23 protein-coding genes and 1 pseudogene are annotated in these 22,935 nt (G+C 57.1%); 10 read left to right on the top strand and 14 right to left on the bottom strand.

The features are described from left to right. Nucleotides 1–7: 7 nt before the first annotated feature. Both ACOTXD_RS17475 and ACOTXD_RS17470 read left to right on the top strand, forming a co-directional pair. Nucleotides 8–1,165: a multidrug effflux MFS transporter gene (locus tag ACOTXD_RS17475; RefSeq protein ID WP_022650105.1), complete on the top strand. Its 1,158-nt coding sequence runs from the start codon at nt 8–10 to the stop codon at nt 1,163–1,165. Between the two features lie 82 nt (nt 1,166–1,247). Beyond that, nucleotides 1,248–1,544, top strand: coding sequence for a YicS family protein (locus ACOTXD_RS17470; protein ID WP_023315098.1), 297 nt, complete (start codon nt 1,248–1,250; stop codon nt 1,542–1,544). A 48-nt stretch (nt 1,545–1,592) separates the two neighbouring features. On the opposite strand, the gene ACOTXD_RS17465 is transcribed toward ACOTXD_RS17470, so the two are convergent. Then, nucleotides 1,593–2,543 carry a LacI family DNA-binding transcriptional regulator gene (locus tag ACOTXD_RS17465; RefSeq protein WP_003861033.1) on the bottom strand — a complete coding sequence of 317 codons (951 nt, stop codon included), beginning with the start codon at nt 2,541–2,543 and terminating at the stop codon, nt 1,593–1,595. 293 nt (nt 2,544–2,836) lie between these two features. On the opposite strand from ACOTXD_RS17465, the gene ACOTXD_RS17460 reads away from it, so the two are divergent. From ACOTXD_RS17460 to ACOTXD_RS17435, 6 genes are all read left to right on the top strand, one after another. Further along, entirely contained in the window at nt 2,837–3,151 is a 315-nt protein-coding gene (locus ACOTXD_RS17460; RefSeq protein ID WP_003861034.1) for a PTS sugar transporter subunit IIB, read from the top strand. Between the two features lie 11 nt (nt 3,152–3,162). After that, nucleotides 3,163–4,491 (top strand): PTS cellobiose transporter subunit IIC, encoded by a 1,329-nt coding sequence (locus ACOTXD_RS17455; protein ID WP_003861036.1) that lies wholly within the window; start codon nt 3,163–3,165, stop codon nt 4,489–4,491. A gap of 17 nt (nt 4,492–4,508) precedes the next feature. After that, a complete protein-coding gene (locus ACOTXD_RS17450; RefSeq protein ID WP_061856890.1) occupies nt 4,509–5,885 on the top strand; it encodes a glycoside hydrolase family 1 protein in 1,377 nt (458 codons plus the stop codon). A gap of 5 nt (nt 5,886–5,890) precedes the next feature. Next, nucleotides 5,891–6,193, top strand: a complete 303-nt coding sequence (locus ACOTXD_RS17445) for a PTS lactose/cellobiose transporter subunit IIA (protein ID WP_014168006.1) — start codon at nt 5,891–5,893, stop codon at nt 6,191–6,193. 138 nt (nt 6,194–6,331) lie between these two features. After that, a complete protein-coding gene (locus tag ACOTXD_RS17440; protein WP_022650103.1) occupies nt 6,332–7,711 on the top strand; it encodes a carbohydrate porin in 1,380 nt (459 codons plus the stop codon). Between the two features lie 144 nt (nt 7,712–7,855). Further along, nucleotides 7,856–8,761 (top strand): EamA family transporter, encoded by a 906-nt coding sequence (locus tag ACOTXD_RS17435; RefSeq protein ID WP_023315096.1) that lies wholly within the window; start codon nt 7,856–7,858, stop codon nt 8,759–8,761. Between the two features lie 48 nt (nt 8,762–8,809). On the opposite strand, the gene nepI is transcribed toward ACOTXD_RS17435, so the two are convergent. The 3 genes from nepI to ACOTXD_RS17420 form a co-directional block, all read right to left on the bottom strand. Beyond that, on the bottom strand, nt 8,810–10,000 hold the full coding sequence (gene nepI / locus ACOTXD_RS17430; protein WP_061856891.1) for a purine ribonucleoside efflux pump NepI: 1,191 nt from the start codon (nt 9,998–10,000) through the stop codon (nt 8,810–8,812). 65 nt (nt 10,001–10,065) lie between these two features. Then, a complete protein-coding gene (locus ACOTXD_RS17425) occupies nt 10,066–10,593 on the bottom strand; it encodes an SRPBCC domain-containing protein (protein ID WP_003861040.1) in 528 nt (175 codons plus the stop codon). A 97-nt stretch (nt 10,594–10,690) separates the two neighbouring features. Next, complete coding sequence (locus ACOTXD_RS17420) at nt 10,691–11,143, bottom strand: DUF1198 domain-containing protein (protein ID WP_061856892.1); 453 nt, start codon at nt 11,141–11,143, stop codon at nt 10,691–10,693. A 99-nt stretch (nt 11,144–11,242) separates the two neighbouring features. Here ACOTXD_RS17420 and ACOTXD_RS17415 point away from each other — a divergent pair, with 99 nt between their 5' ends. Continuing rightward, nucleotides 11,243–12,145, top strand: a complete 903-nt coding sequence (locus tag ACOTXD_RS17415; RefSeq protein WP_061856893.1) for a LysR family transcriptional regulator — start codon at nt 11,243–11,245, stop codon at nt 12,143–12,145. Here ACOTXD_RS17415 and ACOTXD_RS17410 read toward each other — a convergent pair. The 10 genes and pseudogenes from ACOTXD_RS17410 to ACOTXD_RS17365 form a co-directional block, all read right to left on the bottom strand. Next, nucleotides 12,133–13,137, bottom strand: coding sequence for an alpha/beta fold hydrolase (locus ACOTXD_RS17410; protein WP_061856894.1), 1,005 nt, complete (start codon nt 13,135–13,137; stop codon nt 12,133–12,135). The two genes, ACOTXD_RS17415 and ACOTXD_RS17410, sit on opposite strands and share 13 nt — an antisense overlap. 161 nt (nt 13,138–13,298) lie before the next feature. Then, nucleotides 13,299–14,690 carry a hexose-6-phosphate:phosphate antiporter gene (gene uhpT / locus ACOTXD_RS17405; protein WP_003861048.1) on the bottom strand — a complete coding sequence of 464 codons (1,392 nt, stop codon included), beginning with the start codon at nt 14,688–14,690 and terminating at the stop codon, nt 13,299–13,301. A 132-nt stretch (nt 14,691–14,822) separates the two neighbouring features. After that, nucleotides 14,823–16,142, bottom strand: coding sequence for an MFS transporter (locus ACOTXD_RS17400; protein ID WP_061856895.1), 1,320 nt, complete (start codon nt 16,140–16,142; stop codon nt 14,823–14,825). Next, complete coding sequence (gene uhpB / locus ACOTXD_RS17395; protein WP_003861052.1) at nt 16,135–17,640, bottom strand: signal transduction histidine-protein kinase/phosphatase UhpB; 1,506 nt, start codon at nt 17,638–17,640, stop codon at nt 16,135–16,137. The genes ACOTXD_RS17400 and uhpB overlap by 8 nt, the downstream gene beginning before the upstream one ends. After that, on the bottom strand, nt 17,637–18,230 hold the full coding sequence (gene uhpA / locus ACOTXD_RS17390) for a transcriptional regulator UhpA (RefSeq protein ID WP_003861054.1): 594 nt from the start codon (nt 18,228–18,230) through the stop codon (nt 17,637–17,639). The genes uhpB and uhpA overlap by 4 nt, the downstream gene beginning before the upstream one ends. Nucleotides 18,231–18,312: 82 nt before the next feature. Further along, the gene (gene ilvN, locus ACOTXD_RS17385; RefSeq protein WP_003861055.1) at nt 18,313–18,600 is read right to left on the bottom strand and encodes an acetolactate synthase small subunit; all 288 of its coding nucleotides are present in this window, start codon (nt 18,598–18,600) and stop codon (nt 18,313–18,315) included. 3 nt (nt 18,601–18,603) lie between these two features. Beyond that, complete coding sequence (ilvB, locus tag ACOTXD_RS17380; RefSeq protein ID WP_003861056.1) at nt 18,604–20,292, bottom strand: acetolactate synthase large subunit; 1,689 nt, start codon at nt 20,290–20,292, stop codon at nt 18,604–18,606. A 229-nt stretch (nt 20,293–20,521) separates the two neighbouring features. Continuing rightward, a complete protein-coding gene (gene ivbL / locus ACOTXD_RS17375; RefSeq protein ID WP_057979964.1) occupies nt 20,522–20,620 on the bottom strand; it encodes an ilvB operon leader peptide IvbL in 99 nt (32 codons plus the stop codon). 107 nt (nt 20,621–20,727) lie between these two features. Further along, nucleotides 20,728–21,206: pseudogene (locus ACOTXD_RS17370) on the bottom strand (Hcp family type VI secretion system effector). 197 nt (nt 21,207–21,403) lie between these two features. Next, a complete protein-coding gene (locus ACOTXD_RS17365) occupies nt 21,404–22,117 on the bottom strand; it encodes a hypothetical protein (protein WP_059370128.1) in 714 nt (237 codons plus the stop codon). Between the two features lie 718 nt (nt 22,118–22,835). Between ACOTXD_RS17365 and tisB the strand changes: the two genes are divergently transcribed. Further along, nucleotides 22,836–22,925: a type I toxin-antitoxin system toxin TisB gene (gene tisB / locus ACOTXD_RS17360; RefSeq protein ID WP_017383683.1), complete on the top strand. Its 90-nt coding sequence runs from the start codon at nt 22,836–22,838 to the stop codon at nt 22,923–22,925. Nucleotides 22,926–22,935: the final 10 nt, after the last annotated feature.

Genomic DNA, 22,935 nt, shown 5'->3' with positions numbered 1-22,935 from the left:
AATACCTATGGCAAAAGTCTCTTTTTCTTTCGCGGCCATCCTTGGCCTGCTGACGGCGATCGGGCCGCTGTGTTCCGATTTTTATCTTCCGGCGCTGCCGGAGATCGCCACCCAGCTCAACACCTCCACAACGCTGACGCAGCTTTCTCTTACCTCGGCGCTGATTGGCCTGGGGCTGGGACAACTCTTTTTCGGCCCGCTAAGCGATCGCATCGGACGTAAAACGCCGCTGCTGTTCTCACTTTTGCTGTTTGTACTGGCTTCAGTGCTTTGCGCCAGCACGCAGAATATTTACGCCCTGATCGGCTGGCGATTTGTGCAGGGCGTTGCCGGGGCGGGCGGCTCCGTACTTGCCCGCTCCATCGCCCGCGATAACTATCATGGCACGATGCTAACACAGTTTTTTGCCCTACTGATGACGGTCAACGGCATCGCGCCCGTGGTGTCCCCGGTACTCGGTGGCTATATCGCGTCGCATTTCGACTGGCGGATGCTGTTCTGGGTAATGGCAGGGGCGGGTCTGGCGCTGCTGATCGCCAGCCAGCTTTTTATCCGCGAGTCCCTCACAGAGAAACAGGGCAGGGGATCGCTGACGCAAACCGCCAGGACGGTACTTAAAAATCGTCGCTTTATGCGCTACTGCCTGATCCAGGCCTTCATGCTGGCGGGGCTGTTCGCCTATATCGGGGCATCCTCCTTTGTGATGCAAAACGAGTATGGCCTGAGCGCCATGCAGTTCAGCCTGCTGTTCGGTGTGAACGGTATCGGCCTGATCGTCTCAGCGCTGATTTTCTCCCGTCTGGCACGCCGCCATCTGGCGGAAAGATTGATGCGAACAGGCCTCGTTCTGGCGTTGTCCTGCGCGGGGCTGACATTGCTCTTTGCGTGGATGCAGCTTTCCGTTCCGGCACTGGTTGCACTCTTTTTCACCGTCGCATTTAACAGCGGGATCAGCACCATTGCGGGTTCAGAAGCGATGAGCGCAGTCGACACGAAGGAGTCCGGCACAGCGTCAGCCATTCTGGGCATGCTGATGTTTTTATTCGGCGGGATCGCAGCGCCTCTCGCGGGTATCGGCGGAGAAACGATGCTGAAAATGAGTCTCGCGGTGTTAGTAAGCTATGGCATTGCACTGGCGATCGGATCCCGCACGCAGAATGCGTAAATTCATACTTTTGGCTTGAATCGCGTTGATGAATGTAACGATATATTTCAGGGGAAGCATGTGACTTTCAAAGGAGGTTTCGATGAAATCTGCACACCTGGTTTGCCTGCTCGTTTGCCTGATTTTCGCTGCGTTTGTTCACGCGCAGGAGAAGAGCGCTCCGGAGAAAGAGGCCCAGATAAAACAGCAGGTCCTGAAAGATGTAAAGAAAACCTGTACCCCGCAGAAAAAGCAGAACGATAAGGCCTGGCAGGCGATGATTTTGTCGTCTGAGGCCAATCAGCTGCTGATCAAAAACGCCATCACCGCCGTGAAGCGTGACAACCTGGACGCCTACTGGGATGCAGTCAGTCAGGTGGATTGTATGGAAGATTACTGAGGGTTGAGCGCCGGGTGGCGCTGCGCTTACCCGGCCTACATTACACGTTTAACGCTTCCGCACATCTGGAATAATTAAATCCCCGCGCAGCACGTAGGACCCCAGCATCTGCGTTTTCTCTGTCAGCCAGCTCACGATACGCGCCGCCATGGCGTCCATGGAATACTCAATGGCCGGGATCACCGGGATACCCGGCAGATGCAGCGAACCGCCGAGGCTAAAGACCATGATGTCTTCCGGTACCGATTTATTAAACGCCTGTAACTGCGGGATCACCCGCTGGGCTTCCTGCTCATCCGCCACCAGCAGCGCGTTGAAGTTCAGCGTGGACGCGTTGTTGAGTAATTCCTGAAGCGCAACGGACGATGAAGTTGCGTCCATAAACACGAGGTTGCGATTAAAGGGCAGGAAGTTTTTCTCCAGCGCATGTTTGTAACCCAACAGCACCTGATCGGCAAAGCCGCTGCCGTGCGGGTGGATGAGCGCTATCTGGCGACGCCCCTGGCTGGTGAGATAGTTGCAGGCCGTTTCAGCCGCGAACGCGTGATCGAACTGAATGCTGTTGGCGTTATCGGCTTCCATACAGTCGACCAGAATCACGTTGTCCATGTCCACGTCCAGCGGGAAACGCGCGCCAATCACCAGAATGTCATCACATAAGCCGCAGGAGAGTTCTTCAAGGGCGTTCATCACTTCTGTTTTCGTGTGTGCGAAACGCAGCAGCAGATGTTTTTGATGCTGGCTGAGGTGTTTTTCCAGCGCGTACAGGTAACCGGTGGTCTGGTTAATGTTTTCCTGCGCGCAAATCACCCCAATGCAGCCCGTCGACTGGCTGAGCAGCGACTGGGCGATCACGTTGGGACGATAGTTCAGCTCGTCCACCGCTTTCAGAACAGCCTGGCGGCTGGCTTCTTTAACGCCACGCGACCCGCTCAACACCCGTGATACCGTGGCTTTGGACACCCCGGCCAGACGCGATACATCGTTGATTGTAGACATCTCTCTCCCCTGTCAGACGCAACTGGCGTCTGTAATTTCCATCACCGCTACGGCTCACATTATAGCCAGAACGGAGTATATCCGTTTCCGTTTTCCATGGAAACCGATTTTCCGTTTCCACTCAAATTGATGCCAAAACAGCCAAATTATGTGACCCACATCCGGTTAATTAGCCTCATAAGTAAGGGATCTTGATGGTTGTCACAGTTCTGTCTTTTATAAATGGAAACCGGTTTCCGTATCATGTCCAATCATCCTCGCAATAACTTTTTACATTTTGAGGATGGTTGTCGATGTTCAAGATTATGCTGTGCTGCTCTGCCGGGATGTCCACCAGCCTGCTGGTCAGCAAAATGATCGATGTTGCAAAAGAACGGGGCTTACCCGTGAAGATAGATGCGTATGGCGTATCCGAATTTGATACGCAGTTTCCGCACTATCAGGTGGTGCTTCTCGGACCGCAAGTGAAATACATGTTAAAGACACTCTCAGACAAGGCAGCGACGCAAGGCATTCCGGTGCAGCCCATCGACATGATGGATTACGGCATGCAGCGTGGCGATAAAGTACTGGACTATGCTCTGTCGCTTATCGAAGCGGCACACTAAAAGGTGTTCACATGAGTTCGTTATATCAATCTATGGTCGCGGTCATTGAGCAATCAATTACCCCGCTGGCCGCGAAGCTGGGTCAGCAAAAGTATGTGATTGCCATCCGCGACGGCTTTACCGCCGCGCTGCCGTTTATGATCATCGGCTCGTTTATGCTGGTGTTTATCTTCCCGCCGTTTTCGGCGGATACCACCAACAGCTTCGCCCGCGGCTGGCTGGATTTCTCCGAGACCTACCGCGAACAGCTGATGCTGCCCTTTAACCTCAGCATGGGCGTGATGACCTTCTTCATCTCGGTGGGGATTGGGGCGAGCCTGGGGCGTCAGTTTAACCTCGATCCGGTGATGTCCGGCCTGCTGGCCTTTATGGCCTTCCTGCTGGTCGCAGCACCCTATGCCGATGGCAAAATTTCGACCCAGTATCTCTCCGGCCAGGGGATCTTCACTGCGCTTATCACCGCGATCTACTCCACCCGCGTGTACGCGTGGCTGAAGCAGAACAACGTCACCATCCGCCTGCCGAAAGAGGTGCCGACCGGCGTGGCGCGTTCGTTTGAGATCCTGATCCCGGTGATGGTGGTGATCGGGACGCTGCACCCGCTGAACCTGTTCATTGAAGCGCAGACCGGCATGATTATCCCGCAGGCGATCATGCACCTGCTGGAGCCGCTGGTCTCGGCGTCTGACTCCCTGCCCGCGATTCTGCTCTCCGTGCTGCTGTGCCAGATCTTCTGGTTCGCGGGTATCCACGGCTCGCTGATTGTCACCGGCATCATGAACCCGTTCTGGATGGCGAACCTCTCTGCAAACCAGGCGGCACTGGCGGCGGGCGCGGCGCTGCCGCACGTTTATCTGCAAGGTTTCTGGGATCACTACCTGCTGATTGGCGGCGTAGGCTCGACCCTGCCGCTGGCGTTCCTCCTGCTGCGTAGCCGCGTTACCCATCTGCGCACCATCGGCAAAATGGGCGTTGTGCCAAGCTTCTTTAACATCAACGAACCGATTCTGTTCGGCGCGCCGATCATCATGAACCCGATGCTGTTTATCCCGTTCGTGTTCGTTCCGCTGGTCAACGCCTGCCTGGCGTACGGCGCAACTAAACTCGGCTGGCTGGCTCAGGTGGTTTCGTTAACCCCGTGGACCACGCCCGCGCCGATTGGCGCCTCGTGGGCGGCGAACTGGGCGCTGAGCCCGGTGGTGATGTGCCTCGTCTGCATGGTGATGTCGGCGCTGATGTACCTGCCGTTCCTGCGCGCCTATGAGCGTACGCTGATTAAAAACGAAGAGCAGAAAGCCCAGGCTGCAACCGTGGGTGCCGCTGAAGCCACAAGCAATTAAGTCAAAGAGGAAGGGTCATGAAATACGCATTTCCCGATAACTTCTGGTGGGGCAGCGCAAGCTCCGCTCTCCAGACGGAAGGGACACGAGAGGGTGAAACCACGTGGGACTACTGGTTTGCCCGCGAGCCGAACCGTTTTCACAACGGCGTGGGGCCGCAGCACACCTCCACGTTTTATCAGCACTGGAAAACGGACATTCAGCTGTTAAAACAGCTGAACCACAACAGCTTTCGTACCTCGATTAGCTGGGCGCGCCTGATCCCCGACGGTATCGGTGAAGTGAACCCGGACGCGGTCGATTTTTATAATCAGGTCATTGATGAGCTGAATGAACAGGGCATCACGCCGTTTATCACCCTGTTCCATTTCGACATGCCGATGGCGATGCAGGAAATTGGCGGCTGGGAAAACCGTGACGTAGTGGACGCGTACGCCCGTTATGCACAGATATGCTTCGAGCTGTTCGGCGACCGCGTGCTGCACTGGTTTACCTTCAACGAGCCGATCGTGCCGGTGGAAGGCGGTTATCTGTATGACTTCCACTACCCCAACGTAGTGGATTTCCGCCGGGCGGCCACCGTGGCGTATCACACGGTGCTGGCCCATGCGAAGGCGGTTCAGGCCTACCGCGCCGGGCACTACGCGGGGGAGATCGGCATCGTGCTGAACCTGACGCCGTCGTATCCGCGTTCGCAGAACCCGGCAGACGTGAAGGCGGCGCACGTTGCGGATCTAATGTTTAACCGCAGCTTCCTCGACCCGGTCCTGCGCGGCGAATACCCGGCGGATCTGGTGGCGCTGCTGAAATCTTACGACCAGCTGCTCGCCTGCAAGCCGGAAGACGGTTTCCTGATTGCGGAAGGGAAAATCGACCTGCTCGGCATTAACTACTATCAGCCGCGTCGCGTGAAGTGTCGCGACAGCGCGGTGAACCCGCAGGCGCCGTTTATGCCGGAGTGGTTCTTTGATAATTACGAGATGCCGGGCCGCAAGATGAACCCGTACCGCGGCTGGGAAATCTACGAGCCGGGTATTTACGATATTCTGGTTAACCTGCGCGACCATTACGGCAACCCCCGCTGCTTTATTTCGGAAAACGGCATGGGTGTCGAAAATGAGCAGCGCTTTATTGAAAACGGCCAGATTAACGATCAATACCGCATTGATTTTATTTCTGAGCATTTATCGTGGCTGCACAAAGGTATTAGCGAAGGCTGCAATTGCCTTGGCTACCATATGTGGACGTTTATTGATAACTGGTCGTGGTGTAATGCGTATAAAAATCGCTACGGATTTATCCAGCTCGATTTAAAGACGCAGCAGCGCACCATTAAAAAAAGCGGAGAGTGGTTTGCCGCTACCGCCTTAAATAATAGTTTTGATAAAGAGTAAAGATAATGATCGCACTAGAAGAAGCCGTAATGGAAATTATCGTCAACGCCGGTCAGTCCCGCAGCCTGTGCTTTGAAGCCCTGCACGCGGCGCGCCAGGGCAACCTTGACGAGGCCAAAAGCCTGCTGCGCGAAGCCGACGGCTACGCGCGCCAGGCGCACAAGATGCAGACCAAACTGATTGAGCAGGACGCGGGCGAAGCCCGCCAGCCGATGACATTAATTATGGTGCACGCGCAGGATCATTTAATGAATTCGCTATTAGCGCGTGAATTATCTGAAGAGATTATTCATTTATATCAGAGATAGTCTATGGCGAAATAATTTAATGTAATACCTCTGTACCTAAAACTAGAAATCCACTTGTTCTGATGATAGCGACATATTCTGTCAGATCGGAGCGGGATGGTTATTGTCTGAATAAAATTAAACTATATTGAGATAACCATGAATACGATTAAAAAACTTCCATTAACCATGGCGGTTATCGCCGCGCTTTGCCCAATTTCCGTCCTCGCTCAGGAATTCACGCAGGAGCAAATCGACGCCATTGTGGCGAAAGCGGTGGATAAAGCCCTGGCCGAGCGTCAGGCTAAAATGGATGCGGCGGTCGCGAAAAAAGCGGACGTGGTGACCGAGCCGCAGAGCGCGGCGCAATCTCCGGATATGGCGATCCCGTTCGGGGTTAAATTTACCGGCTACGCCCGCTACGGCGCGCACTTCCAGGCTGCCGATCAGAAATACGTGGCGGTGGACGGCTCCTACAACGGCGCGTCCGCCATTGGTCGTCTGGGTAACGAAGGCAACGGTGGCGAGTTCCAGCTCTCTAAAGCCTTCAAGGGCGAAAACGGCGCCATCTGGGACATCAACGTGATGATCGACCACTGGGGCGACGAAGTTAACCTCAAGAAAGCCTACGCCGGCGTGACCAACATTATGGCCTCCAACCCGAACGCCTACTTCTGGGCGGGTCGCGACTTCCACCAGCGTCCGCAGCAGGGCATCAACGATTACTTCTGGATGAACCACGACGGTCAGGGCGCCGGGGTGAAGAACTTCGATATCGGCGGCGTGCAGTTTGACGTCGCTGCCGTGGCGGCAGTGGAATCCTGTAGCCCGGAAGTGATGGAAGACGAAGCGAACCCGTCACGCATCACCTGTACCGGCGGGTCCGGCACGGGCGACAAAGGTAACTACGCGGCCACCTCTAAAATCCACGGCATGAAGCTCGGTCCGCTGGATCTGGAGCTGTACGCCAACTACGGCTTTGATTCAAAAGCGGTAGAGAGCGACGAGCGTCTTAACGCCTGGCAGGGCGGCGTGGTGCTGAGCCACACCAACGACAGCGGCGTGAACAAGGTGATCGCCCGCTACTCCGATAATTCGGACAACAGCGTGTTCAATAAAACCGAAGACCTGACCACGGTCTACGCCAGCTTCGAAGGGCTGTACAAATTCACCCAGGCGACGCAGGTGGAGTACATCCTCGCCTTCCACGATTACGACAATAGCCGCGATAAGACCGACAACCGCAAGAACTACAATGCCATCGTGCGCCCGATGCACTGGTGGAACGACGTTCACTCCACCTGGCTGGAAGCGGGCTGGCAGCACGTGGATTACGACAACGGCGGCGACAACAAGGGCTGGAAGCTGACCCTGTCGCAGAACATGTCTATCGCCATGGGGCCGGAGTTCCGCCCGATGCTGCGCTTCTACGTGACCGGCGGCAAGGTGGATAACGAACGCACCGCGCGCGTGAACAACACCAAAGATGAGACGCTGGACGACTTCAACGTCGGCGCGATGTGGGAGGCGTGGTTCTAAAGTAAAAGCAAAACGGCAACGAAAGTTGCCGTTTTTAGTGTTCGCTCCCTCTCCCCGTGGGAGAGGGCCGGGGTGAGGGCATCAGGCCGCACACAACCATGCTATGCTGTTGACCGAATTAACGACAACATAACAGGGGAGAACATGGGTTCCACACGCAAAGGGATGCTCAACGTCCTGATCGCCGCCGTTTTATGGGGCAGTTCCGGGGTTTGCGCGCAGTACATCATGGAGAAAAGCCACATTTCTTCGCCTTACCTGACCATGGTTCGTCTGCTGTTTACCGGCGTGATCCTGTTGACGCTCTCCTTCGTTCACGGCGACAAGATTTTCTCGGTCATCAAAAACCGCAAAGACGCCCTCAGCCTGCTGTTTTTCTCGCTGGTTGGCGCGCTCACCGTGCAGCTCACCTTCCTGCTGACGATTGAAAAATCCAACGCTGCGACGGCCACCGTGCTCCAGTTTCTGTCGCCGACCATTATCGTGGCATGGTTTGCGCTGGCGCGGAAAACGCGTCCCGGCATATTTGTCTTATCCGCGATTTTCACGTCGCTTGTGGGTACCTTCCTGCTGGTCACCCACGGCGACCCGACGTCGCTCTCCATCTCGCCTGCCGCGCTGTTCTTCGGTATCGCCTCAGCGTTTGCCGCGGCGTTTTACACCACCTATCCATCGACGCTGATTGCCCGCTACGGCACGCTGCCGATTGTCGGCTGGAGTATGTTGATTGCGGGATTAATGCTGACGCCGTTCTACGCCGGACGCGGCACCACCTTCGTGATCGACGGCGGCCTGCTGCTGGCGTTTTTCTACCTGGTGGTGATTGGCACCGCGCTGACGTTCAGCCTGTATCTGAAAGGCGCACAGATGATCGGCGGGCCGAAAGCGAGCATTCTGAGCTGCGCCGAACCGCTGAGCAGCGCGCTGCTGTCGGTGGTGTTGCTGGGGGTGGCATTCACCCTGCCGGACTGGCTGGGGACGCTGTTGATTGTGTCGTCGGTGGTGTTGATTTCGATGGATTCACGCAGAAGGGTTAAGGCATCGGCGTAGCCTGATGCCCTCACCCCAACCCTCTCCCACGGGAGAGGGAGAAAAGCACTACTTCGCCTTAACCTTCCCCGCCACCAGCAGCGCCGTCAGCAGCATCAGCGTGCCGGAAATCACCAGCGGTGACGTCAGCCCCAGATGGTCGAGCGCTACGCCGCCCACCGCCGCGCCGCAGGTGTTCGCCAGCTGGATCACCGCTACCTGAATCGACCCGGCTTTTTCCGCCTGATCGGCAAGCGAGCGGGTGATCCACGTCGACCAGCCCACCGGCACCAGCGCAAAGGCAAAGCCCCAGATAATCGCGATGGCAGACGCCACCCACTTATCGCTGCCCCACAACACCAGCACCGCGGCGCTGATCGCCAGCACCAGCGGGGCACCCGCCAGCGCCACTTTCAGGGAGCGCTTCAGGAACTGAGACGACAGTGAGGTGCCGACAAAACTGGCGATACCGAAGCTCAGGAGCACCAGCGTCAGGCCGTCCACGTCAAAGCCCGCCATGGTCATATACACCGGGCGGATATAGGTGAAGAAAGCAAACTGCCCGGCAAAGGCCATGAAGATGGCGGTCATCCCCGCCAGCACGCCCGGACGTTTCAGCAGCGCGAACATGTTCTGTTTGTGGTGCGCCGCCTCACCCGACAGGGACGGCAGCGCCTTCCACACCCAGATAATGCACAGCACGCCCATCACCGCCGCCGCGTTAAAGACGTTACGCCAGCCAATAATCCCGCCGAGGAAGCTGCCCAGCGGCGCGGCAATCACCAGCGCGATGGAGACCGCGCCGAAGATGACGGACAGGGCCTTCGGCACCGTCCGCGCGGGCACCAGGCGCATGGTCAGCGAGGCGGACATCGCCCAGAAGCCGCCTAACCCCAGCCCCAGGCAGGCGCGACCCAGCAGCAGCAGGGTGAAGCTTTCAGCGAAAGAGACCAGCAGGCAGGAGAGCGTCAGCAGCACGCTGAACAGAATGACCACTTTACGACGGTCAATGGTGCCGATCGCCTGAGTGATAAACAGGCTGGCGAACATCGCCACAAACGCGGTGACGGTAACGGACTGCCCCGCCACGCCCTCGGAAATGCCCAGATCCTGCGCCATCGGCGTCAGCAGGCTCACCGGTAGAAACTCGACGGTGATCAGGCAGGCGACGCAGAACGCCACGGAGAAAACCGCCGACCAGTTGGGGCGCGACACCTCTTTGGTCTGCGGTCTGGTTGTGGGCTGGATATGTTCTGTCATGGCATCACCTGAAGATAAAAACGTGCGGAAAAGTCGCGCAGTTTATCATCAAAAGTGTGACGAATTTAACGTTTCGACAACTTTTCTTGCATCGCTGCATTCGCCAGCCCAACGATCCACTCCTGGTGCCCGTTGATCATCGGATTCGGCACGGTGCGAGCAAGTTCCTGTGCAGGAACGCCTTTCTGCGACTCCTGAGTCAGAATACGGACGCGGTTTCCCGGCAAGTCTTCAAACAGCCAGGCGTGGATCACATCCAGACGCGAGCTGGCATCGCCCTCCACCCAGCCGTGCCAGGCGATCCGTGCGGCTTCGCCGTCAACGGGCGGAACATACTCCGTGACCTGCGCCTCAACCGGGAAGCCAAAGGTCGTAAAGCGGAAGCGGGCGTTGGCGCTCAGTTCCGGACCGCTGCCGTCGTGAAAACGAATATCTTCGGCGTTGCTGTAGTAGTTCGGCCACAGGGTAGTGTCGTTAAGCTGCGCCCAAATCTCTTTTGCGCTCAGCCCGGCGACGATGATTTCGTTGGATGCAAAGTTATCGGTTGTGCCTGGCAGGTAGTCGTTTGGCCAGATAATGGCGGATTGTTTCATGGTTCACCTCATCAGCGAGTGGATGAAGTGATGGTGCGCCTGCGGCAGATATAAATCTAATGACGATGCTTTATACTCTTCATCACGTTTCGTGATATCAGTGCAGATAAAACACGCCCTCTTCCGGGAGGAAAAGCTGGTTATAGCGCAGCTGGAAGGCGTCAAGCTCCTGCGGATCGGGCTCTATCTCGCGCATGAAGCCGAGCGCGAGGCGGATTTGCGCATCGGTGATCGGTGCGGCCAGGCGGGCTTTACGCAGCATGCGGTGCCAGGTATGCAGATTCTCTTCGCTCCCGTCGACGATGCAGACCTGCCAGATAAGCAGGACCTGGGCGGTGTTTTGCAGGTGCGCTTCGTCTGGGCGCTCAAGGTAGCGGATAAACTCATTGCCCGGCGTTTTACCGAACTGGTCGATCATCGATTCTACCGGCATCGGGGTGATACCCAGCCGTTCGCTCAAGCGTTTGATGGCGCGGCGGGAATCCGAGGTCAGGACACGAAACCCAACTACAAACACCACGGCAAGCGTTGCCAGCATTATCCAGACCATGCGTTCTCCTTAGACTAGCCGCCCATCATAGCGGGAAACGCAACGCGTCGACAGCGGGCAGCGCCATAATAGTGAACGGAAAAGAGGTAGCAAAACATCATGAAAGCGGATCTGCGCACGCTGGATCTAAACCTGCTGAAAACGCTTGACGCTCTGCTGGATGAACGCAGCGTCACCCGCGCGGCGGCGCGTCTTGCTCTGACCCAGCCCGCCGTGAGCGGCATGCTCAACCGCCTGCGGGACTACTTCGACGATCCGCTCTTTATCCGCGCCCCGCACGGCATGGTGCCAACCACGCGCGCGGAAGCGCTGGCCGCTCCGGTGAAGCGCATTCTCGCGGATATCGACGTGCTGCTTCAGCCCGTTGCCTTTGACCCAAATACCGCTCGCCTCACCTTCACTCTTGCCGCTACGGATTATGCACTTCGGGCGGTTGTTGTGCCGTTTATCGCCGCCCTTAAAACACAGGCGCCTGGCATACGCGTGCGCGTGGTGCCCGTTACCCCCGGTAGCCTTGTCAGCCAGCTTGAGCAGGGCGCTATTGACGTAGCGCTTATCACCCCCCACACCACGCCCGATGAGCTTCACAGCCGTGCGCTTTATGATGAATGGTACGTATGCATGATGCGCGCCGATCATCCAAACGCCGGAGAGCCAATGACGTTAGACCGATTTTGCGCCCTTGAGCATGTGCTGGTTTCTTACGAGGGAGACGGCTTTCGCGGGGTAACCGATAGCGCGCTGGAGAAAATTGGCCGGACGCGGCACGTGGGGCTCTCGGTGAGCCACTTTTTGGTTCTGCCGGACGTGCTGGCCCTCAGCGATATGATTGCCGTCGTGCCGTCACGCATCGCGGAAAATCAGACGGGGATGTTCATCTGCGAGACACCAGTTCCCGTGCCAGGCTTTACCAAGAGCATGGCCTGGCACGGCAGAACGCACCGCAATCCCGCGCAGGCGTGGCTGCGCGGGCTGTTGCTGCAAACCAGTCAGCGGGCCTGAAGCCCCTTAAGCAGCGCCTCGTGGAAGCGCTCAGGATCCTGCATCTGCGGCGCGTGGCCCATGTCGTTAAATTCCACCAGCGTAGCGTGCGGGATGCGCTTCGCCGTCTCCTTTCCCAGCACCGCATAGTTGCCGAGCGTTTTGCGGATCTCAGGCGGGGCGAGATCTTTCCCGATGGCGGTGTTGTCCTTCGTGCCGATCATCAATAATACCGGCATGCTGAGTTCGCTAAATTCGTAGATCACCGGCTGGGTGTAGATCATGTCGTAGAGCAGCGCCGAGTTCCAGGCCACACGTTCTTTTCCCGGCCCGTTGTTCAGCCCGGCGAGCATGGTCACCCAGCGTTCGTATTCCGGCTTCCACTCTCCGGCATAGTAGGTATTTTTCTCGTACTGACGAATGCCGTCGGCACTGACCTTCAGCTCACGCTGGTACCACTGGTCGACCGTAATATGCGGCACGCCGCGCGCTTTCCAGTCTTCAAGCCCTATTGGGTTCACCATCACCAGCTGCTCCACCTGCTGCGGCCACATCAGCGCGTAGCGGGTCGCCAGCATGCCGCCGGTCGAGTGGCCGATAACCGTGACGCGATCGACGCCCAGCGTTTTCAGCAGCGCGTGGGTGTTATCCGCCAGCTGCTGGAAGGTGTACTGATAATGCTCCGGCTTGGTGGATTTGCAGAAGCCGATCTGGTCGGGTGCGATCACGCGATACCCGCTGGCTGAAAGCGTGCGGATCGTGCCGTCCCAGGTACCGGCGCAGAAGTTTTTGCCGTGCATCAGCACCGCGGTGCGGCCGTTGGGTTTTTCCGGCTTCACGTCCAGGTAAGCCATATCCAGAGGCTGGTTCTGCGAGGTAAAGGTAAAGTGTTTTACCGGCCAGCCGTAGTCAAAACCTTCCAGCTTCTCGCCGTAGGTAGGTGCATTCGCGGCCATTGCGGGGGAGGCCAGCGCCATCAGCAGCGCCAGGCAGGACAATCGTCGGGTTAACATGCAAGCTCTCCGTTAGCAAAAGGGGCTAAGGCTGCACGAAAGGCGGCAGCAAAAACACTGTAGAGCATGGAGAAGGGTGAGTGTGTAAAGCGGGGTAAAGGTGTGGCGTGCAAATAAAAAAGCCCGGCATCACACACCGGGCAAAGAAGTTACCTGCACACTCAGGCTGTTTTTAATTTCTGCGCGCGATTTTCACGGCGAATTTTACGTTCTTCCAGCACCGCGACCATCGCCATCAGGACGATACAGCCGATCGCTGCCGCATCCAGCGCCGCGAAGGTGCCCGCCCAGCCGGTGAGGCCGAAAATCGGCGTGCCGTCGGCGATCATCCCCAGGCCCAGCTTGGCGAAGCTGTCGCCGATCAGGTAGGCGAAGGTGCCTTTAATCCCATCGGCGGCGCCGATCGCTTTTTTCGGCACGAACCCTACGGCCGCCACGCCAATCAGCAGCTGAGGGCCAAACACCAGGAAGCCGAGCGCGAACAGGGATGCGAGGTAAACGTACTGGTTGCTGGCGTGCTGGTAGACACCGAGGGTGGCGATAATCAACGCCAGCGCGATGCAGGCCACCAGCGCGCGACGGCCGTTGGCGAGGTCGGAGAGCCAGCCCCACAGCAGCGTGCCGACCAGCGCGCCCACTTCGAACAGGGTGAAGCCCTGAATCGCCACCTCTTTAGAAAGCTTCAGCTCCTGGAAAGCATACACGGTTGACCACTGGTCAATGCCGATACGCACCACGTAGAGGAAGATGTTTGAGAAGCAGAGCAGCCAAATCACTTTGTTTTTCAGCACGTACTCAACAAAGATCTGCCATTTGGTCATCTCGTTCTCTTCGGTCTCTTTGTCCTCTTCGCTGATCTCCTCGCCGAACAGCTCTTCGGCTTTGCCGAGGCCGTACGATTCCGGGGAGTCGCTGCCGTAGCGAAGGCCGATAAAGCCGACGATCAGGGCGATAATCGACGGGAAGATAAACATGCCGATCACATGGCCGTCGAACAGGTAGTTTGCGCCGAACAGCGCTACGCCAGCCGCGCCCGCCCCGCCGAGGTTGTGGGAGATGTTCCACATGCCGAGGTAGGAACCACGCTTGCGGCGCGGGGTCCATTTGGTAATGGTGGAATAGCTGCACGACCCGCCGGTACTCTGGAAGAAACCGCTCAGGGCGTAGAAGGCGATCATCAGGAACAGGCTAACGGAACCCGCGCCCATGCTGGCGCTGAAGCCGAGCATACAGATGGCGGAGAGGATCAGCATAAACGGCAGGAACTGCTTGGTGTTTTTGCCGTCTGCATAGTACGAGACAACGGTTTTCCCCACGCCGTACGTAATGGAGAAGCCCAGGCCAATCATCCCCAGCTGCGTCATGCTCAGCCCGTAGGTGGAGATCATGTCGTTCTGCGCGATATTAAAGTTTTTGCGGATCAGGTACATGGTCAGGTAGCCGATGAAGACCACCAGGTAGGACTGCATGAACGGTTTGAACCACATCTTGCGCCGCACGTCGAGCGGCAGATCCAGGGTCGGCTTGCGCACCTGATTTAAGAAGGCCAGCATGGTTGGTTTACTCCTGAGCTGATTTTTGCAGCATTGTAAAAATCAGCCGGGAGAGATGCCTGAGACAGCGTCCAGGTAAAACCGGGAAAATTTCTTAGTTTTGCGCCACTCGGAGTGAAAAGGTGAGGCGCATCACATCACACTGGCTTCACGCGGGGCCTGTGCATGTAAAAACGGCAGCAGCAGCAGGGCGGAAATTCCCGCCGCGATGGCGATCACCGCGAAGAAACCGCTCCAGTGCCAGATGTCGATGACCCGCGCCAGCGGCCAGCCGGAGAGCGATGCGCCCAAGTAGGCAAACAGCCCGACAAAGCCCGTCGCCGCGCCGGCCGCCTCCTTGTGCGAGCACTCCGCCGCCGCCATGCCGATGAGCATCTGCGGGCCAAACACGAAGAAGCCGATGGTGAAGAAGCACGCCGCCTGCATGACGTAGCTGGCGAACGGCATCAGCCACAGCGAGCCGACGGAGAGCAAGATCCCGGCGGCAAAGATCAGGTTCATCGGGCCGCGGTTGCCGTTGAACAGCTTATCCGAGCCCCAGCCCGCCACCAGCGCGCCGATAAACCCGCCCAGCTCGAACATCGTCACCGCCGAGTTGGCGGTCACCAGATCCACGCCGAGCGTCTCGGACATGTACAGATTGCCCCAGTCGTTGATGGCCGCGCGCACCACGTAGACCAGCACGTAGCAGAGCGACAGCAGCCAGATGTACGGGTTTTTCAGCACGTATTTGGTGAGGATCTCCCTGCGGGTCAGCCCCGCGCCCTCCTGCTGCTGGGCAATCTCCATCTCGTCGTGCCGCCAGTCGCCCACCGCAGGCAGGCCCACGGTCTGCGGCCTGTCGCGCAGGCGCCAGCAGAGGAACAGCCCGGCGACAATCGCCAGGCCACCCGCAATCATCATCCCCGCGCGCCAGCCGTAGTGCAGCGCCGCGGCACCCACCACCATCGGGATCAGCGCCCCGCCGACGTTATGTGCGGTGTTCCATATCGCCCACCAGCCGCCACGCTCGTTGCGCGAGTACCAGGCGGTGAGCAGACGCGCGCAGACCGGCGCGCCCCAGCCCTGGAAAAAGGCGTTCAGCGCCCACAGCAGGGCGAAGGCCCAGAGCGAGGTGGAGAAGCCAAACAGAATATTCACCACGCCGGTGGCGATCAGCCCGACGCCCATAAAATAACGCGCGTTGGAGCGATCGCTGACGATGCCGGAGAAGAACTTCGACAGGCCGTAGGTGATGTAAAACAGCGTCGCCAGCAGGCCGATATCGGTGCGGGTCATCACGCCGCTCGCGAGGATCTCCGGCGCGGCGGCGTTGAAGCTTTTGCGGGTAAAGTAGAACAGCGCGTAGCCGAGCCAGATGGTAATCAGGATATGGCGACGCCAGTAGCGGTAGCGGGAGTCGATTTCCGCTTTGTTGCTTAGCGGGGCGGCGCTGGCGGGGGTTTTAAACATGATGCGTCCTTAACGGCAAACTGACGCTGACGCGCGTCCCGTGGGTGCAGGAGAGGCTCAGCGTGCCGCCAAGCGCCTTTACGCGCTCGCGCATGCCCGCCAGGCCAAAGCCCTGCTGGCCGGAGCCCGGCGGCAGGCCGCAGCCGTCGTCTTCAATTACCAGCATCAGGCGCTCGTCCTGCTGCCAGCCCTGGATCGTGACCGCGCTGGCACTGGCATGTTTGACGATATTGTTCAGCCCCTCCTGACAGACGCGGAACAGGGTTACGCGCTGGCCTTCGCTCAGCGCAGATTCGTTAATTCGCCAGTCGAGATGGCTGACAATGCCGCGGCTTTCCAGCTCCATCTCGCGCATCAGGGAGCGTACCGCCTGCTCCAGGGAGAGATCGTCAAGCTGGCGCGGGCGCAGCCGCCCTAACAGGCGACGAACGGAATCATAGACGCCCAGCGAAAGCTGTTCGATATGCGCCCCGCCCTGCTTCACGCCCGCGTTTTCTGCCGCCAGGCGCTGAACAATGCCCGCCTGGGTACGGATGGCGGTGATGGTCTGGCCGATGTCGTCGTGCAGCTCGCGGGCAACCTCTTGCCGCACGCTCTCTTCCGTCTCCAGCAGACGCTCCGCCAGACGGCGGTTGCGCGCCAGCTCGTTTTGCAGGGACTGGTTCAGCTCGCGCAGGCGCTGTATGCCCGCGCCGAGCAGCAGCCCGGTCAGGCTCTGGGCCAGCAGGGAAAGCAGTAAATCTACCGGATGATCGTGCCAGGTCTGGCTGGCAATCAGCGCGATGGCGTTCATCAGCGTGGCGATCAATGCGCCCTGCCAGCCGTAGTGCCAGGCAAGGGCGATGATCGGCAGCGCCAGACAAAACGGCGTGAAGCGTGATAATTCAGCGGGGAGACCAAGCTGGAGCCACAGGCTCACCACAAACAGCAGCAGATACCAGATGAGATGCCGGGCGCGCCAGTTCACCGGCTGGGAGACCAGCGCCGGGCCGAGCGGCTGCCAGACAGTGCTTGTAAGATAATGCCAGATCACAAGGCAGGTCGGGGCCAGCGTCAGGCCGCCGGTAAGGGTCAGCAGCAGGGCGTTAAGCACCTCCTTTTCACCCACCCACGGCAGGGACTGCAACAGCGCGGCGGCAATTAGCGCCGCCCCCTGACGCAGCAGCGTGCGCCAGTCGCGCTGGTGACGGTAGCGGGAAATCAGGGCGACCGGGATAAGCGTGAGCAGGCTTCCGGTCATCAATAACGGCAGATGCGCCAGCGCCACTTCCTGCGCCAGCCAGATCAGCATCAGCCACTCTGCGCCCAGCAGCACCGGCCAGTAGCCGCGCGGGCATTGCAGCATCAGCCCCAGACGCAGGCCAAAGGGGAACAGCAGCACCGCCAACTCCGGGCGTTCCACCAGATGCAGGCTGATACTCCACAGGCAGAACCACGCGGCGGAGAAGATAAAAAAGCTGGCGACAACGGCGATCAGCCGCGAAAAAAGGGAGTTCATTGCCAGCTGTCAAACATACGGCGCGCCAGCTCGACATCGTTACTGACGTTGAGTTTTTCCATCAGGTTGGCGCGATGAACGTGAACGGTCTTTGGCGACAACCCCAGCTCTACGGCAATCTCTTTCACCGACATGCCCTGGGCAAGTTTCTCTGCCACCTGACGCTCGCGTCTGGTGAGTGGATCCTGCCGTCCCGCCGCCAGCTTGATGGCGATATCCGGCGTCAGGTAGCAGCCGCCGGTGGAGACGGTGCGCACGGCGGCGATCAGCTCATCCGGGCTACAGCGTTTTGAGAGGAACCCGCGCGCCCCCGCGTTGAGCGCCTGCTCGACCAGCGCCGGGCTGTCGTGGACCGAGAGCATAATGGTCGCCATTCCTTTCGGCAGCTGGCTTAACAGCTCCAGCCCGGAGAGATCCGGCATCGAAATGTCGCAGATACAGACCTGCACCCCGCGTCCCGGCAGGCCCGCCAGCGCCTCGCGACCGGAGCCAAACTCGGCCACGACCTGGAAATCCGGTTCGAGGTTGAGAAGCTGGGCAAAGCCGGAGCGGACGATAAGGTGGTCGTCGATAAGGGCGATGGTGGTCATGTGTGTTCCTGCGGTCTGAAAAAGCCGGATGACGCTGCGCTTATCCGGCCTACAAGAGCGAAAGACGCTTACCTTAAGCGATTTACTCGAAAAACACCGCAATTTTGTTAAACATGGTGGGATCGGACTGGTTGCGCGCCACGTTGGTGACGTCTTCCAGCTTGTCGATCTGCGCTATCATCTGCTCCAGACGCTGGTCGTCGTTGACCAGTAGCCAGATGCGGCTGTGCTCGCTGCCCTGAATCGGCAGGCAGAGAATGCCTTCCACGTTAAATGCCCGGCGGGCAAACAGCCCGCAGACGTGGGTCATGACGCCAGGGTGGTTGCGGACGGTGAGTTCCAGAATGACGTTATCATGTTGTTTCTGCATGGCTTATTCCCCCACCATCTCAGTATTGGCCGCACCCGGCGGCACCATCGGATACACTTTTTGTTCAGGGTCGATACGCACGTGGATCAACGCCGGGCCAGGGCGAGAAATCGCATCCTGCAACGCCGCGTGGGCATCTTCTTCGGCGTTCAGATCGCAGGTGTGCAGGCCAAAACCAGCGGCAATCTGCATGAAGTTGATCATCCCCGGATAGGTCGCCGCAAACACGCCCTGCTTATAGAACAGGCTCTGCTGCTGGTGTACCAGACCCAGCGCCTCGTTGTTCATCAGAATGATTTTGACGTCTAACTGGTTTTCGGCCGCCGTCGCCATCTCCTGAATATTCATCATCAGGCTGCCGTCACCGGAGAAGCAGATCACCTTACGGTCCGGGTTGGCGAGCGCCGCGCCAACCGCTGCGGGCAGGCCGAAGCCCATGGTGCCAAGGCCGCCGGAGGTCAGCCACTGGCGCGGGCGGTTCAGCGGATACGCCTGGGCAGTCCACATCTGATGCTGGCCGACGTCGGTGGTGATAATCGCGCTGTCATCCACGCAGGCGGCAACAGCGTTGATAAGACCATAGTGGCTCAGCGGGTCGCCCTCGGTTGGGATAGCGCCCGGGAACTCGCGTTGCAGATCGGCCACCAGCTGGCGCCAGTCGGCGCGGTCGGTTGCCACCGTCTGCGGGATCAGCTGCGCCAGCACCTCGGCCACGTCGCCCTGGATCGCCACGTGCGGCTGCTTGATTTTACCCAGCTCGGCGCGGTCGATATCCACGTGAATGATTTTGGCGTTCGGGCAGAACTGCTCGGTTTTGCCAATCGCCCGGTCATCAAAACGCGCCCCCATAACTATCAGCAAATCCGCCTCTTGCAGGATGTAGTTGGTGCTGCGCGCGCCGTGCATGCCCAGCATCCCTAAAGACAATGGATGCGCTTTGGGCAGCATACCCAGCGCCATCAGGGTCATGGTGGTCGGCAGGTTGGCTTTTTCCGCAAACTGGCGGATTTCATCCGCGGCGTTGATCGCCCCGCCGCCCAGATACAGCACCGGGCGTTTGGCGGCGTTGATCATTGCCGCCGCATCGCGCACGCTCTCAGCGCTGAACTCCGGCGCGGGGGCACGCTCGCCCGGCTCCGGCAGAATGTCGATCTCGATCTCTGCGGTCTGGACATCCTTAGGAATGTCTATCCACACCGGGCCCGGGCGGCCAGACTGCGCAATGCGGAACGCATCGCTGATAACCTGAGGCAGCTCGCTGATATCGCGAACTAAATAGTTATGTTTGGTGATGGGGATAGAGATGCCGTAGGTATCGACTTCCTGGAACGCATCGGTGCCGATCATCGAGGACGGCACCTGGCCGGTAATGCAGATCAGCGGAATGGAGTCGAGACGCGCGTCGGCGATGGCGGTCACCAGGTTAGTGGCGCCCGGCCCGCTACAGGCCATACAGACCGCCGGTTTACCCTGGGTACGCGCCATGCCCTGGGCGATAAAGCCTGCGCCCTGCTCGTGGCGCGCCAGCACGTGGCGGATCTGTGTGCTTTGGCTTAACGCATCATACAGCGGCAGCACGGTCCCACCCGGGATGCCCGCAACGGTGGTGATGCCCTGTCGTTCCAGTAAATGAACAATCAGCTGCGCGCCTGTAAAACGCGTCTTGGTGGATGTTGTGCCCGAACTTGCCATGCTCCAGTCCTTTTCTTCTGAGCCAGCTTTACGCGTCGTAGTTCAGGTTGCAGATGCGTTGGCTGCGTTCCCTCACCCCAGTCACGTACCTATGTACGCTCCTGGGGATTCGCTCACTTGCCGCCTTCCTGCAACCCGAACTACTTAGCGTATCCGGGAGGGGTCCTAAACGAAAAACCCCGCCCGGTTTGCGCCGGCGGGGTTTTGGATTCGTGTGTTGATCCAGTCCCTACGGCGCATTGCCGACGACCACCACCACACGCACGACGACCACTGCGGCAGGTTGCGCAGTTTTTAGTAGGGTCGAAGTGAAGATGGATGAAGTCATTGGGGACCTGTGTTTGGAATCATTGATTGGATTTATACAAACACAGGTTTTCGGGCGTGACAATGGAAATATTTTCATCTGCGCAAAAATGCGTCAGGGATCACGTTTCAGTAAGTTGCTCGCTCATTCCAGGCATCACTATAGATGACATTGCCGTCACAATACTTCCAGGTGATTTTCTCGTAGCGTATAAGAACCGTTTTAAGGTGTGTTCCGGTGTTTGCGCCGGGATACAGGTCTGGTGTGATTGAGGTTATTTTCACATTCTCAAGGAGGATATTAAAATATTCCTATTCTAAACCCGCCTCATTAATCTGATACATCTTAATAGTGGCTGACTTGAGCATTCTTCCCGTACTCAGCGCCCGAAATAAAATCGGGGTTACACGATCAAATTCCTTCTGAAACATGACGGGCATGTGTATGCGCGTGCCCGTTAATTTCCGGTATTTCCGTCGACTGGAATGTTGACATTATGAGTGAACGATTTGAGTTCAATTGCACCTTCACGCCCTGACACAAGGCAAGAGCCAACCATGGGAGAACCATTTTCATCTGTTAAAAACAAATAAGCTGGGTTTGACATAAAAAAATCCTTTTTATATTATTTAATCGTACTTATCAAAGTGGCCGAAAATTATCGGATGTACAATAATAAATACAATGATAGAAATGAATGTTAGTAATACCCAGTGGTCAGGCACCAACCACAGGAACAAGGAGGCGCACGCAAAAATATAAACAGGAAATAAAATATCCGTAAATAGAATTGATAACAGACTCTTAAACATGCTCCTTGCCCTTTAAGTCTTTATAAATTGCATCGAAATCCTTATAGAATCCCAACTGCACCTTCTTAATGAGTTCAGACAGGAAAGGCTCAAAAAAGTAGTAAAGCATCTCCAGTTGTGCGGCATAGAGGGTGGCGTAATACTTAGGGTCCAATGTTTTCAGGCGGCGAGCAGCAAGAGCGCACTTCTGTTCCGTTCCAATCAATTGAAGCGCCATGACAACGTTAGGTACGCGGCGTGCAAGCCGTTCGACGACGATTTCAGACAGCAGGCCTGATTCGGACAGGGATTTGGCCAGACCCCATGCTATTGCTAAACGCGCGGCCTTGCTGGTCGGTATGTTATTAACAAGCCCTGTTACTATTGAATCTATCTTGCGAACGCGATTGTGTTCATTCCCGTTTTCTGAATCGGAAATAACATGTTCAAAATAAAGATAGAGCATGTGTGCTATTACATCGCGATAACGGTAAAGCGAGAGGATTGAGAGGTACATTCTCTTTTCTTCGGAGAGAAGCTCGTCACACACATCGTGATAGCTGGGGGTTAAGCATGATGAGTACCAACTTACACACTCAATTCCTGAGTAAATATCAGAGCCAATCCCCTTTAATGCTCGCCATGTTCCTGCAACACCTTGCTGTCCATAAATAGCCAACTGCCTGTCACTCTGGAACTTCATCTTTAAATAATCAGATGCTTGCATAATGTATCCACACAATTATTGTGGCTATAGAAATATACATTGAAAAGTCCAGAAATTCAAACCAGTAAAATTGCTTTACATAAACATTCACATAAAATAAGTCAGTACGATTTTATTTATTAAGGTTATATACGAAACAACTTAATTACTTGAAGGGCATTAGCGGTTTTTATTAGTTCACACATTTTTAGTTTAATCATTGCAAAATGAGTCTAATACCTATCTCTATAAAGAAAGTTGCATAAGCGATGCTATCCCGTTCACAACGAAGCTAAATAGCAGAAACCTCGCTTTTACAGCAGTCTTTTTATGGGCAGTCCAGAAAACAAAAAACCCCGCCTAAGCGAGGTTTTTATCAGGGTTTTGCGGTTGGTCGCCGCAGAACACACTGTGTTACGTCAACGCGAAAAGTATACGCGATCGAAGACGAACGCGCAATTCCGGCACGGATTTTGACGTTTTTGAGTATGGATCGCCTTCCAAAATTTGTCCATAAAATACTGTTCATGCATACAGTATTTATCTATACTGAGGGTGTTCGCAGTGAGCGAGGGGGCCGCAGTTTACCGGCGCAACGAAGTCCTGGCTGAAACGGGTGGTGCCGTCAGTGCCTTAACCCCTGAAGTGAGCACACTGTGTTACGTCAATCCAGGTGCTGGCCACAGGCGGCGGAAAGGTACGCCAGCATCGTGCTCCTTTTAACCAAAAGGAGACGCGTATGAGCGTCGTGGATATGGTCATACTTGTCCTCAAACTCATTGTTGCTGTATTGCAACTGCTTGATGCTGTCCTGAAATACGTTCGGTGATTCAGGTTCA

The organism is Enterobacter cloacae complex sp. CDL013, from assembly GCF_049238805.1.
GTDB classification, from domain to species: domain Bacteria; phylum Pseudomonadota; class Gammaproteobacteria; order Enterobacterales; family Enterobacteriaceae; genus Enterobacter; species Enterobacter hormaechei_C.
The sequence above is the reverse complement of the archived record's forward strand: the minus strand, read 5'-3'. Positions and strand labels throughout refer to the sequence as shown.

What these genes read in the sequence shown, in the direction of transcription:
- ACOTXD_RS17435 (WP_023315096.1), top strand. Translation starts at nt 7,856, where the DNA reads ATGGGTTCCACACGCAAAGGGATGCTCAACGTCCTGATCGCCGCCGTT.
- uhpB (WP_003861052.1), bottom strand. Translation starts at nt 17,640, where the DNA reads ATGAACTCCCTTTTTTCGCGGCTGATCGCCGTTGTCGCCAGCTTTTTT.
- ACOTXD_RS17470 (WP_023315098.1), top strand. Translation starts at nt 1,248, where the DNA reads ATGAAATCTGCACACCTGGTTTGCCTGCTCGTTTGCCTGATTTTCGCT.
- ACOTXD_RS17400 (WP_061856895.1), bottom strand. Translation starts at nt 16,142, where the DNA reads ATGTTTAAAACCCCCGCCAGCGCCGCCCCGCTAAGCAACAAAGCGGAA.
- ACOTXD_RS17450 (WP_061856890.1), top strand. Translation starts at nt 4,509, where the DNA reads ATGAAATACGCATTTCCCGATAACTTCTGGTGGGGCAGCGCAAGCTCC.
- ACOTXD_RS17445 (WP_014168006.1), top strand. Translation starts at nt 5,891, where the DNA reads ATGATCGCACTAGAAGAAGCCGTAATGGAAATTATCGTCAACGCCGGT.
- tisB (WP_017383683.1), top strand. Translation starts at nt 22,836, where the DNA reads ATGAGCGTCGTGGATATGGTCATACTTGTCCTCAAACTCATTGTTGCT.
- ACOTXD_RS17415 (WP_061856893.1), top strand. Translation starts at nt 11,243, where the DNA reads ATGAAAGCGGATCTGCGCACGCTGGATCTAAACCTGCTGAAAACGCTT.
- ivbL (WP_057979964.1), bottom strand. Translation starts at nt 20,620, where the DNA reads ATGACTTCATCCATCTTCACTTCGACCCTACTAAAAACTGCGCAACCT.
- ACOTXD_RS17420 (WP_061856892.1), bottom strand. Translation starts at nt 11,143, where the DNA reads ATGGTCTGGATAATGCTGGCAACGCTTGCCGTGGTGTTTGTAGTTGGG.
- nepI (WP_061856891.1), bottom strand. Translation starts at nt 10,000, where the DNA reads ATGACAGAACATATCCAGCCCACAACCAGACCGCAGACCAAAGAGGTG.
- ACOTXD_RS17460 (WP_003861034.1), top strand. Translation starts at nt 2,837, where the DNA reads ATGTTCAAGATTATGCTGTGCTGCTCTGCCGGGATGTCCACCAGCCTG.
- uhpT (WP_003861048.1), bottom strand. Translation starts at nt 14,690, where the DNA reads ATGCTGGCCTTCTTAAATCAGGTGCGCAAGCCGACCCTGGATCTGCCG.
- ACOTXD_RS17365 (WP_059370128.1), bottom strand. Translation starts at nt 22,117, where the DNA reads ATGCAAGCATCTGATTATTTAAAGATGAAGTTCCAGAGTGACAGGCAG.
- ACOTXD_RS17440 (WP_022650103.1), top strand. Translation starts at nt 6,332, where the DNA reads ATGAATACGATTAAAAAACTTCCATTAACCATGGCGGTTATCGCCGCG.
- ACOTXD_RS17425 (WP_003861040.1), bottom strand. Translation starts at nt 10,593, where the DNA reads ATGAAACAATCCGCCATTATCTGGCCAAACGACTACCTGCCAGGCACA.
- uhpA (WP_003861054.1), bottom strand. Translation starts at nt 18,230, where the DNA reads ATGACCACCATCGCCCTTATCGACGACCACCTTATCGTCCGCTCCGGC.
- ACOTXD_RS17475 (WP_022650105.1), top strand. Translation starts at nt 8, where the DNA reads ATGGCAAAAGTCTCTTTTTCTTTCGCGGCCATCCTTGGCCTGCTGACG.
- ACOTXD_RS17410 (WP_061856894.1), bottom strand. Translation starts at nt 13,137, where the DNA reads ATGTTAACCCGACGATTGTCCTGCCTGGCGCTGCTGATGGCGCTGGCC.
- ACOTXD_RS17465 (WP_003861033.1), bottom strand. Translation starts at nt 2,543, where the DNA reads ATGTCTACAATCAACGATGTATCGCGTCTGGCCGGGGTGTCCAAAGCC.
- ilvN (WP_003861055.1), bottom strand. Translation starts at nt 18,600, where the DNA reads ATGCAGAAACAACATGATAACGTCATTCTGGAACTCACCGTCCGCAAC.
- ilvB (WP_003861056.1), bottom strand. Translation starts at nt 20,292, where the DNA reads ATGGCAAGTTCGGGCACAACATCCACCAAGACGCGTTTTACAGGCGCG.
- ACOTXD_RS17455 (WP_003861036.1), top strand. Translation starts at nt 3,163, where the DNA reads ATGAGTTCGTTATATCAATCTATGGTCGCGGTCATTGAGCAATCAATT.